Origin of the sequence: Thermogemmatispora sp., from assembly GCF_019683635.1 — a bacterium.
Taxonomy (GTDB): domain Bacteria; phylum Chloroflexota; class Ktedonobacteria; order Ktedonobacterales; family Ktedonobacteraceae; genus Thermogemmatispora.
This window is the reverse complement of sequence record NZ_JADGIA010000039.1, coordinates 21,598-31,093: the sequence shown is the minus strand read 5'-3', so window position 1 is coordinate 31,093 and position 9,496 is coordinate 21,598. Positions and strand designations below refer to the sequence as shown.

Sequence of the window (9,496 nt, the reverse complement as noted above, 5' to 3'; positions counted from 1 at the left end):
TGTTCTGCAGCACCAGGTTGACGCTGAAGCCGCCAGGCCACTGGCTGACGACGCTGTAGCTGACCTGGCAGTAGCTGGCGGCGTGCACCCGCGCCTGACTGCCAAAGAACCCCGTCAGCAGCAGGACGGGCAGCGCCAGCAACGCCAGCAGCTGCTTGCGTCCCCGCAGACGCTGGCGCCTGGGTACCTGTGATGCCATAGCTTTCCTTGCTTTCCTTTCCTTGTGCTACTATTCCTGCGCTCCCCGCTCTGCGAAACCATCCCTGATTTCGGCAGAGTGCGAGGGCGAGTTCCCCTCGCTTGCGTGCCGCAAGCGGTACCGTAAACGATTACGTAAACGGTTACGGATACATATATACCTGTATGGAGCGCCCTTTGTCAAGGGAGGGGGGAGAGAAGGGGGCAGAGGAGCAGGAGGGAGTGAAAGGGGAGCCTAACCTGCTCTCTCTGCTCAGCGAAAGCAGAGGTCCGTGTGGGGACGCGAGCGGGCCCGCCTCAAGGGCCTCACAGATCATCGTAGCGTCCGTGGCGGCCATGCCCCTCAACGAAGCGCCTGGCCCCGGCCTGAGCCTCTGTCGACTGGAGCGTCCTGAGACCGTAGCTGGCCTCAAGGCGCAGGGCCTCTGGCAGAGGAAGAGACCATTGCTCATAGAGAGAGAGCCGGTCAGAGCGCAGGCATTGCTGAGGAAAGCGTGCCAGGTTGCTGGCCAGGGCCAGGGCTGTAGGCAGAGCCTCTCCGTGAGGCGTCAGGCGGTTGACCAAGCCCATGCGCCAGGCCTCCTCACCCGAGACGCCGCGTCCGGTCAGGATCAGATCAAGCGCGTGGCTCTGGCCAATCAGGCGAGGCAGGCGCACTGTTCCCCCATCGATGAGAGGCACGCCCCAGCGACGATTGTAGACCCCCAGGATAGCATCCTCTGCGGCCACGCGCAGGTCGCACCAGAGCGCCAGCTCCAGGCCGCCCGCCACAGCATAGCCCTCAATAGCCGCAATCACTGGCTTCTGCAAGAGCAGACGCGTCGGGCCGAGTGGGCCGGCATCCTCACTATCAAGCCCGGGAGCATGCCCGGCTGCCAGTTCCTTCAGATCGAAGCCGGAGCAAAAGCTGCCACCGGCCCCTGTCAGAACCGCCACGGCCAGCCCCGAATCGCTGTCAAAGCTGCGGAACGTCTCTAGCAAGGCGCTCGCTAGCTCTATCGTGATGGCGTTCCGACTCTCTGGGCGATTCAGCGTCACAATCAAAACCGCTCCCTGTCGCTCTACCAGCAGCGGCCTGCCTTCGCCAGGGTTACTTGTCGCGGTGGTCTCGGTGTGCTCAGACATTGTTACTCGTCTCCTTCTTCCTTCTGCGCATGAGTACAGACAATCGACGAGGCTCATGGGCTGGCCTCGCTCAGTCCATCACATTTCACTCTATCCTCTCGGGCCACCGCTTGTCTAGCAGCTGCCACCGCCTAGTATTTATATTGGCTACCGCTGGGCGTGGGAGTTGCTAACACCGATAGGGAAGGCGTGGCCACGAACCAGCGTCCTCCAATGCCATTGCCATGCGCCTGCCCCGGCGCTGTATCACCGGCGTACGTATAGAGCAGGTGCCCATTGTAGGCCACCTGCTGACCGTGGACGTCCTGGGCTACGCTTAACTTGCCAGGCAGAGAAGATGCGCTCTGAGGAGAACCACTCCCCTGGAACAGCAGGGGAGGCCAGGTACTGGCACAGCCACCCGTACAGGCCGACTGTGTTGGCGTATCCGAGGTGAAGTAGTAGAGCGTCTTGCCATGCGTATCCGTCAGAATCGCTGTAGACTGACCGTTGAGTGAGATCGTGGCTATCTTTACAACCACGCTGCCCGGCATGCTTGCCGTCGTCGGCGTCTCGTTCATCGATCCACCGGTATTGCTGGTCGTACTACTTGTCCCTGTGTTCGAGGTGCTGCTACCGCAGGAAGCCAACACGATTCCAGCTGCCAGGATCAGCAAACAAAGCCTCATTGTCATCGAGCGAAACCGTCGCATCATTGACCCTCCAGCGTAATAGAGTAGAGCAGGGATGGAATGCCGGGTGAGCGGTGGCGGCCCGGCTACCGTGGTATCCGCTTAAGTCGTACGCTTGCAGGTTACAGCTATCCAGATACAGGTCGAGGACTGGCAGTGGAGTGGAGGCCCAAACACCTTCAGGACCGCTCTGGGATCGATGGGGAGCTGCCTTCCTGGTATAGTCGCTGTTGCGGCCCTGCAATGAAGAGTATCATGCGGATCAGCCGCAAAGGGGGCTGGCTTGACTCAGCCAGGATAGCTCTTGATTCGCCAAGCAGGAGAGTCCACACAACACTGGCCTTGTGTGCTGCGCAGGTATTCAACTCCCAAGGATAGGGATAGCCTCCAACGCGTGACAAGGTCGCGCGAGCCAACGAGCCGGCCCAGGGGAGCAGATAAGCGAGCACCAGGGTCCCGGGGCCAGACTGGTACCCTGCAGGCTCCGGGGCGCGACGAGGCTAATTCCCGTAGGAAATCACCATTGGTGGTGGCTGCAATGCGAGCACCTGGGCAGGAGTCATCAGAGTACGCGCCTCGATGTGGTAGAAGAGCTTGAAGCCACCATAACGGAAATTATGGTACTTCTGCATATCCTCCTCTACCCACATCCTGTATTGACGAATCTTATCTTGCTGATCGCCACGATAGCCGCCGACGCTATCTACATGGATCACTACGTCGACGCGTGGATCGTAGAGTAAATTACGCTTATCGGCAAATTCGGCCATCGCAGCGTCATACGGATTCTTCAGACCATCTCCATCGCCGCGATACTGGTGGATCACCAGGATCTTGCGCGGCACATGGTACTGCATCGGTAGAGCTGCCAGTGTCTCAATGACCGGGTTCAGATCGGAAGCGCGCACGTTACTGAGGTTGACGCCTGGAATACCGTTGTGGCGCGGAAACATCCACTCGGGATCAATCGCCAGTTCTACGAAGCTGTAGTGTTCCAGATAGGGCAGAAAGAAACGCAACTCCTGCATCACGGGAGCCTGGCCGAAGCTCAGGTCTAAAAACAGCAGCAGATCGTGCTGCTGGCAGAAGCGGATGTATGTCTCGATGGTTGTTGGGTCCAGATGATGGCTGTAGGTCTGCTCGGGACCGGGATAGCGATCGGGCACGCTGGCCACCAGATCAATGGCTAGCTTCACGGGGTGCGTAGGATCGAGTTGGGCATAAACCGCTCCTTGGGCTTGCAGGCGGGCCAGCATCTGAGTGCTGAGCTGGTAGGCTGGCCCGGTCGCTGGCGCACCAGGAATACCGTAGAAGGCCACCACCCGGTAGCGGGGGAGAATCGCCCCCTGATTAGGGTCGAAAGGTGGAATTGGCTCCGCTCGTTCTCCCAGGCGCTCCTCATTGAGCAGCGCCGAGGGCCGCTGCTGGCGAGCCACCAGTTGCCAGGCCAGCGTTGTTCCTGCGAGCAGCACCGGCAGTAGGAGTAGCCCAAAGAAAAGCCCCATTAAGACAGAGGTCTTCCTGGAGCCGCGCGAAGCAGGGCCTGGTAGGGTCCCCTGCAGGGGCCTGGTAGGAATCTTGCTGAGCGCCTCCCCCCGGTTAGTGCGTCTTGTCGGAGTCATCATGCTGATCCACGTTCTCCTCAAAAAAAACCCCTGCTCTCTTTCCCAGAAACGGCTAACAGCGATCGACCGGTAAGGAGTGTCCTGGAGGAACGGTTTGCCTCCTCGTGAACAGGATACTACAGATGGGGACGGAGCAGGGGCAACATCCGGTGCTCTCTCCCCCAGATAGGCTAGTTCCCCAGGGAGGCCAGCGAAGCGGAAGGCTGTGAGGCAGGGATATGGCGCGCTCTCCGTGGCCATATGCTATCATAAAGACGGCTGAAGGTCGTTCTATCAGTTTCCCGCAGTGACGAACGCCGCCGGTGCGGCTCGGCAAAGGAGGAGGGCCCGCCATGCTTGTCAAAGACGTCATGACCAGAAAGCTGATCACAGTGACCCCCGACGATACCCTCGGGCATGCTGCCACGCTACTGCGCCAGTTTCAGTTCCATCATCTGCCAGTGGTTCAGGGCGAGCCTGCCATCTTCGGCTTCACGGGAGCGGTGAAGCCTCTCTATCTGGAGGGGCTGCTGACCTCCCAGGACATCGACCTGGCTGTCGCCACCTCGGGTCAGCAGCCCTGGCAGGAGCGGCATGTGCAGGAGGTCATGGATCGCAGTCCCGTTTGCGTGACCCCCACGACCAGCGTCGCCGCCGCCGCCCAGCTACTGGTCGAACGCGGCCTCAACGGTTTGCCGGTCGTGGAGTACGAGCAGCATGAGCAGCGAACACGCGCGCTCCTGGTGGGCCTGTTGACGCGGAGCGATCTTCTCATCGCGCTCGCCCGTGCTCTGGGAGCCTTCGAGCCAGGGATGCAGCTCCTAATCCCCTTCACTGCTGGCAATCCAACCCCGCTGGCCCGCCTTTTGCTCCTGGCCGCCGAGCTGCACGTGCAGGTCCGTAGCCTGGTCGTGGTTCCGCCCAGAAACGGCCAGCCACACACAGCGACCGTTCGCCTGGGCACTATTAATCCGGCCCCTCTCTTGATGCGCCTGCAGGACGAGGGCATCGAGTACACGTTTCCCGATCTTGCTCTAGAGGAGCGCAGCCATGACAATGCCTGATCTCGCTTCCCACCCCCGCGTTTGCCTGGCTTTTGACCCGCTGGAACTCCACTACGATTTTGGGGCCGATCATCCCCTGCAGGCGGACCGCATGCGGTCCTTGCTGGACCTGCTGGAAGCCTGTCAGCTCTGGCGCCAGGGTGATCCCCAGCTGCATCTGTCGATTCGCCCCGCCTCCCTCGATGAACTGCGGCTGATCCATAGCGACGACTACCTGGCAGCCGTCCAGCAGCTCGGGGCCTCCGCTGCCAGGCTACCTGCCCTTCCCCCTCAGCAACGACAGGACCTGGAGCAGCTGGCTTTCCGCTATGGCTTCGGCGATGGCGACACGCCGATTATGCCTGAGATGCATGAGGTCTCAGCAATGATTGCCGGCGGGACGCTGGTCGCTATGAGCGCTGTGCTCGGCCTGCCCGAGGGCGGTCAGTTCACCTCCCCCCAGGAGCGGCCTGTGCATGTCTTCCATCCGGGCGGCGGCCTGCACCATGCCTGGGCCAGTCGCGCCTCGGGCTTCTGCATCTATAATGATGCGGCTGTGGCCATCGCCCATGTGCTGCGCGCCAGCGAGGCCAAAGTCCTCTATATCGATTTCGACGCCCATCATGGCGATGGAGTACAGCGCGCCTTTTATGATGAACCGCGTGTCTTGACGGTCTCTCTCCACGAAACGGGTCGCTACCTCTTCCCCGGCACCGGCGATGTCCTGGAACTGGGGAATGGGCTGGGGCGTGGCTATTCAGTCAATGTGCCCCTGGAGCCTTTTACACAGGATGACTCCTATATTGAGATCATAGAGAACCTGCTGCCGCCTTTAGCCCTCTCTTTTGCCCCAGACGTGATTATCAGCAACCACGGCTGCGATACCCATGCCTGGGACCCGCTGACCCACCTGGCCTTGACTACACGCGCCTTGCAGGCCCAGGTGCGCCTGGTGCACGAACTGGCCCACCGCTACTGTGGCGGGCGCTGGGTCGCTGTTGGCGGAGGTGGCTATGATCCCTATCGGGTTGTGCCGCGGGCCTGGGCCCTCGTCTGGGCGGAAATGTCTGGTCAGTCACTGCCCGAGCAACTCCCGACAAGCTGGGTCGAACGCTGGCGCCCCTCGTGGGAGGCGATGCGCGAGCGCGAACGTGAGAGCTGGGAGGTGATGGGCAAACCACAGCAGGAGAGCGCTTTCCCCACGACCTTTGAAGACCAGCCAGATCACTTCCCGCCGGTGCCGCGCCTCCAGGAGATCACGCGGGCCAACCGCCATACGGCCTCTCTCGTGCGCCATTTGGCGGTGCCGCCCGCAGTGCGACCGGCTTTCCCCCCGCTGCGCCAGCGCTCGCCGCTGACGGGCCTCTTTGATCTGCTTCACCTGCGCGGCGCTGATACTCCCTCGCGCAGCCGGACCTTGCCGACGCCGCGCGGCCCTGTACTCCTGCGCGACTTTTGTCCTCCCTCGCTTGTCGAGCGCTTGCGCCCCTCTAATGGCCTCTGTTCCTTCACACGCCTACCCGAGCGCGAGCACCGCCTACTGCTGGAGATTGCGCGGCGGGCCGACTGCGCCCTGGCACTCGCCCATACCTCGGGGGGCGAGATCGTCGGCGAGGTGACGCTGGCCCCCGGTGATGCCTGGTGGGAGGGGCTGGAGCAGGTCTATGAGGTGGCCATCGAGGTCAGCCGTGACTGGCGCGGCCTGGGCATCGCGCGCAATCTACTGGCCTTTGCGCTCGATCTGGAGGCTCGTGAGGACCTGATCTTCTTTGCCGTTGGCCTCTCCTGGCACTGGGATATCGAGGGCACCGGCTTGTCGATCTACCGCTATCGGGAGATGCTCATCAAGCTCTTTGGCTCTCAGGGCTTTAAGGAGTATCCTACCAACGAGCCGAATATCGCGATGGACCCGGCCAATGTCTTGCTTGTGCGCGTCGGCAGCCGGGCCGACCAGCGCATTGTCAGCCAATTCTTTAGCCGGGTCCTGAGTACTCCCCAGCTACCCCGTTTCTGAGCTGAGCTGAGCAATGAGGGACGGCGAGGGCGGCATGGCTCTCCTCTCAGCGGAAGAGGCTCTCTCGGCCTGGAGACGAGGCCGTGCCGTACTCGCCTGCTCGTCCACACCGCCTTCTCTCTCAGAGAGAAGCAACAGCCAGGTAGCTCCTGGCTCACTTACTAATCCTTCGTGGAGCCTGTCTATGGATCTGGGACTAGAAGGGAAAGTCGCCATCGTGACGGGAGCCAGTCGTGGGGTAGGCAAAGCCATTGCCCGCGCCCTGGGCGCTGAAGGCTGTCGGCTGGCCATCATCGCCCGGGGGCGCAAGGCACTGGAAGAAACCGCTGAAGAGCTGCGCGGCGCCGGTATGGAAATCTTGACGATCGCTGCTGACCTCATGATCCCTCAGAACATCGAGCGTAGTGTACAGGACGTCATGGATCGCTATGGGCGCATAGACATCCTGGTCCATAACGCCGGTGGTGCCCGCGGCCAGACCATCTTTGATACCAGTGATGAAGACTGGCACGACGCCCTGGCCCTCAATGTCCTGGCGCTCAGTCACTTTGCCCGCCTCGTGGCCCCCATTATGAGCCGCCAGGGAGGGGGACGCATCATTGCCATCTCCTCCATTTTCGGGCGCGAATCGGGCGGGCGGCCCGCTTACAATGCCCTCAAAGCTGCCTCCATCAGCCTCACCAAGTCGCTGGCCCGCCAGTTTGCTCCCAACAATATCCTGGTGAACAGCGTCGCGCCCGGCTCCTTGCTCTTCCCCGGCAGCTCCTGGGACCGCCGGCGCCAGGCCGATCCTGAGAGCATCGAAGCCTTCGTGAAAAGCGAGCTGCCGCTAGGCCGCTTCGGTACACCTGAGGAGGTGGCGGCGGTGGTGGTCTTCCTGGCCTCCTCTGCGGCCTCGCTGGTCAGCGGCGCCTGCATTCCTGTCGACGGCGCCCAGTCTCGTTCCAACATCTAGCTCGCAAGAGCATGCAGGCCACTAACGGCCTGCATGCAAAGCTTAAAAAGCCCTAAGAATGGCGCCCCCTGGTTTAGTTTCTGCTTAGAGCCCGTTACTGCAGAGCTTATCTGGACCAGAATGCCTTGTAATCCGCTCGGAAAAACAGTACTCTTCTGTTTAGCAAGAAGGAAAATGGACGAAGAGCAACGAGGAAACGAAACGATGACAAAGCAAGAACGCCCTGCGGTCAATATAGATGGTATTCTGGCACAAAAAGCTCTGGCCGGCGATGAGCAGGCCTTTGAGATGCTCTTAAAGCGCTATCAGACGCCGCTGTTTAGCTTTATCTACCACTTTCTCGGCGACTATGATCAGGCGTGCGATATTCTGCAACAGGTTTTCTTGCAACTCTACATCTCGCTTCCGAAGCTGCGCACCGGTGAGCCGCTGAAAGCCTGGCTCTTCCAGGTGGCACGCAATCGCTGTCTTGATGAACTGAGACGCAAGCGTGCGGTCCACTTCTCTGAGCTGGAAGGGAACGCTGACGAAGACGAGCTATCTCCGCTGGACGCGCTGCCCGATGGTAGCCCGCTGCCAGAGGAGCTGGCTGAGCATCACGATCTCCAGCGCCTCCTGGGCGAAGCCATTCAGACGTTGCCGCCACGCTTCCGGGCTGTGGTGCTTCTGCGCTACCTGGCTCAGCTCAGCTTCGCCGAAATTGGCCAGACGCTGCAGATGCCCGAGGCGACGGCTAAGACCTACTTCCAGCGCGCCAAGCCCCTCCTGCGAACGGCCCTGCGCGAGTACACAGGCAAGGTCACTGCCACCCGGGCCTAAGCTCAGCGCTCCTCCTCACGGCCCACAGGCGACGGGCAAGCCCTGCCTTGTGAAACTTCCCCTGGATGTCGTTCGTTGTACATAGCAGAGCACGAGCGAGCTAAGGAACAACATCCGGGGGAATTTGCTTATGCGGGAGCAGCGCGAGCGAGCGCCTCAACCAGCCACAGGAGAGCGGGAAGGGGAAGAGCCGCAAGAAGAGTTTGATGAGCTAGACCGTCTGTTCATAGAGCACCTGCCGCGTCTTGATCCCCCACCGGAGGTCATCCAGCGTATCCTCGCTCTCGCGCGTCATTCGGCTCCTCCTCTGGAGTCCAACGCTGAGCAGCAGCAGCCTCCCATCCGACAAGGGAAGCACAACTCCGATGGCGCAGGGAGACGAACGGACGGGTGAGGTAGGGATCGCAGCAGGAAGTAAGAGAGCAGAGGAAGAAGGTTCTTCTGGGGAGAACCACTGGAGAGAACCACTGGAGAGAATCACTGGAGAGAATCACGGCCAGCATTGACGGCAGACCAATGAAAGAGGGCAGCATTGACCTGCCCTGCTGGTAAGCAAGGCCGGGGCTGCCCTCGGCTGTAAGGTCCATGGCACCGAAGAGGATGAGACGAATGCCTGATCTTGCCTGGCCTGGCCAATCCTCTTGACTACAGCAGACTCTTCCGACTCTCTGCCCGATCTCCTCTGGCGCGGGCCTCTCTCTCTGAGAGTGATCGGGGCCGCCTCGCCTCACGCAATTTGATCGCTCAACTTCCCCCTTGCAACAAGCCAGCGGACAAACTCCAGGCGGCGATGTTCTGCAAGAGCCTGTTGCTGTTCCCTCTCGGCGTACTCCTCACGGAGCCTGGCCAGACGGCGCATCTCTACCTCATCAAAGCCGCCGCGGCGCAGTATTTCACGATCATCTTTGCGGTCCTGCATGTGGTCCTCCTTCTTCACTGGCAAGCGGGCGGGTGATCAACTCCACCAGAGCGGGGTCAACAGGCCTACCTGCGACCCAACCCGTCTCTGAAGAGCCTGCTTGGCATAAGACTTAGGCCACTGATAGTGATCTTCTTCATCCAGGCAT

Annotated in this window: 9 protein-coding genes and 1 pseudogene; 5 read left to right on the top strand and 5 right to left on the bottom strand. The window is 61.1% G+C overall.

All coding sequences use genetic code 11. From position 1 onward, the window contains the following. From IRZ31_RS06715 to IRZ31_RS06700, 4 genes and pseudogenes are all read right to left on the bottom strand, one after another. Nucleotides 1-199, bottom strand: a pseudogene (locus IRZ31_RS06715) (hypothetical protein); the annotation flags it as partial. Between the two features lie 305 nt (nucleotides 200-504). Then, a complete protein-coding gene (locus IRZ31_RS06710; RefSeq protein WP_297151382.1) occupies nucleotides 505-1,323 on the bottom strand; it encodes a crotonase/enoyl-CoA hydratase family protein in 819 nt (272 codons plus the stop codon). Nucleotides 1,324-1,454: 131 nt separating this feature from the next. Next, nucleotides 1,455-2,018, bottom strand: a complete 564-nt coding sequence (locus IRZ31_RS06705) for a hypothetical protein (protein WP_297151379.1) — start codon at nucleotides 2,016-2,018, stop codon at nucleotides 1,455-1,457. 476 nt (nucleotides 2,019-2,494) lie between these two features. Continuing rightward, a complete protein-coding gene (locus IRZ31_RS06700) occupies nucleotides 2,495-3,619 on the bottom strand; it encodes a hypothetical protein (RefSeq protein WP_297151377.1) in 1,125 nt (374 codons plus the stop codon). 332 nt (nucleotides 3,620-3,951) lie between these two features. On the opposite strand from IRZ31_RS06700, the gene IRZ31_RS06695 reads away from it, so the two are divergent. From IRZ31_RS06695 to IRZ31_RS06675, 5 genes are all read left to right on the top strand, one after another. Next, nucleotides 3,952-4,662 (top strand): CBS domain-containing protein, encoded by a 711-nt coding sequence (locus tag IRZ31_RS06695; protein WP_297151374.1) that lies wholly within the window; start codon nucleotides 3,952-3,954, stop codon nucleotides 4,660-4,662. After that, nucleotides 4,649-6,655 (top strand): GNAT family N-acetyltransferase, encoded by a 2,007-nt coding sequence (locus IRZ31_RS06690; protein ID WP_297151371.1) that lies wholly within the window; start codon nucleotides 4,649-4,651, stop codon nucleotides 6,653-6,655. The genes IRZ31_RS06695 and IRZ31_RS06690 overlap by 14 nt, the downstream gene beginning before the upstream one ends. 184 nt (nucleotides 6,656-6,839) lie before the next feature. Then, complete coding sequence (locus IRZ31_RS06685) at nucleotides 6,840-7,610, top strand: SDR family oxidoreductase (protein WP_297151369.1); 771 nt, start codon at nucleotides 6,840-6,842, stop codon at nucleotides 7,608-7,610. Between the two features lie 204 nt (nucleotides 7,611-7,814). Beyond that, nucleotides 7,815-8,429 (top strand): sigma-70 family RNA polymerase sigma factor, encoded by a 615-nt coding sequence (locus tag IRZ31_RS06680; protein ID WP_297151366.1) that lies wholly within the window; start codon nucleotides 7,815-7,817, stop codon nucleotides 8,427-8,429. 130 nt (nucleotides 8,430-8,559) lie between these two features. Next, on the top strand, nucleotides 8,560-8,823 hold the full coding sequence (locus IRZ31_RS06675) for a hypothetical protein (RefSeq protein WP_297151363.1): 264 nt from the start codon (nucleotides 8,560-8,562) through the stop codon (nucleotides 8,821-8,823). 333 nt (nucleotides 8,824-9,156) lie between these two features. On the opposite strand, the gene IRZ31_RS06670 is transcribed toward IRZ31_RS06675, so the two are convergent. Continuing rightward, complete coding sequence (locus IRZ31_RS06670; RefSeq protein WP_052889015.1) at nucleotides 9,157-9,348, bottom strand: hypothetical protein; 192 nt, start codon at nucleotides 9,346-9,348, stop codon at nucleotides 9,157-9,159. Nucleotides 9,349-9,496 lie beyond the last annotated feature (148 nt).

What these genes read in the sequence shown, in the direction of transcription:
- IRZ31_RS06695 (WP_297151374.1), top strand. Translation starts at nt 3,952, where the DNA reads ATGCTTGTCAAAGACGTCATGACCAGAAAGCTGATCACAGTGACCCCC.
- IRZ31_RS06700 (WP_297151377.1), bottom strand. Translation starts at nt 3,619, where the DNA reads ATGATGACTCCGACAAGACGCACTAACCGGGGGGAGGCGCTCAGCAAG.
- IRZ31_RS06705 (WP_297151379.1), bottom strand. Translation starts at nt 2,018, where the DNA reads ATGATGCGACGGTTTCGCTCGATGACAATGAGGCTTTGTTTGCTGATC.
- IRZ31_RS06675 (WP_297151363.1), top strand. Translation starts at nt 8,560, where the DNA reads ATGCGGGAGCAGCGCGAGCGAGCGCCTCAACCAGCCACAGGAGAGCGG.
- IRZ31_RS06670 (WP_052889015.1), bottom strand. Translation starts at nt 9,348, where the DNA reads ATGCAGGACCGCAAAGATGATCGTGAAATACTGCGCCGCGGCGGCTTT.
- IRZ31_RS06690 (WP_297151371.1), top strand. Translation starts at nt 4,649, where the DNA reads ATGACAATGCCTGATCTCGCTTCCCACCCCCGCGTTTGCCTGGCTTTT.
- IRZ31_RS06680 (WP_297151366.1), top strand. Translation starts at nt 7,815, where the DNA reads ATGACAAAGCAAGAACGCCCTGCGGTCAATATAGATGGTATTCTGGCA.
- IRZ31_RS06710 (WP_297151382.1), bottom strand. Translation starts at nt 1,323, where the DNA reads ATGTCTGAGCACACCGAGACCACCGCGACAAGTAACCCTGGCGAAGGC.
- IRZ31_RS06685 (WP_297151369.1), top strand. Translation starts at nt 6,840, where the DNA reads ATGGATCTGGGACTAGAAGGGAAAGTCGCCATCGTGACGGGAGCCAGT.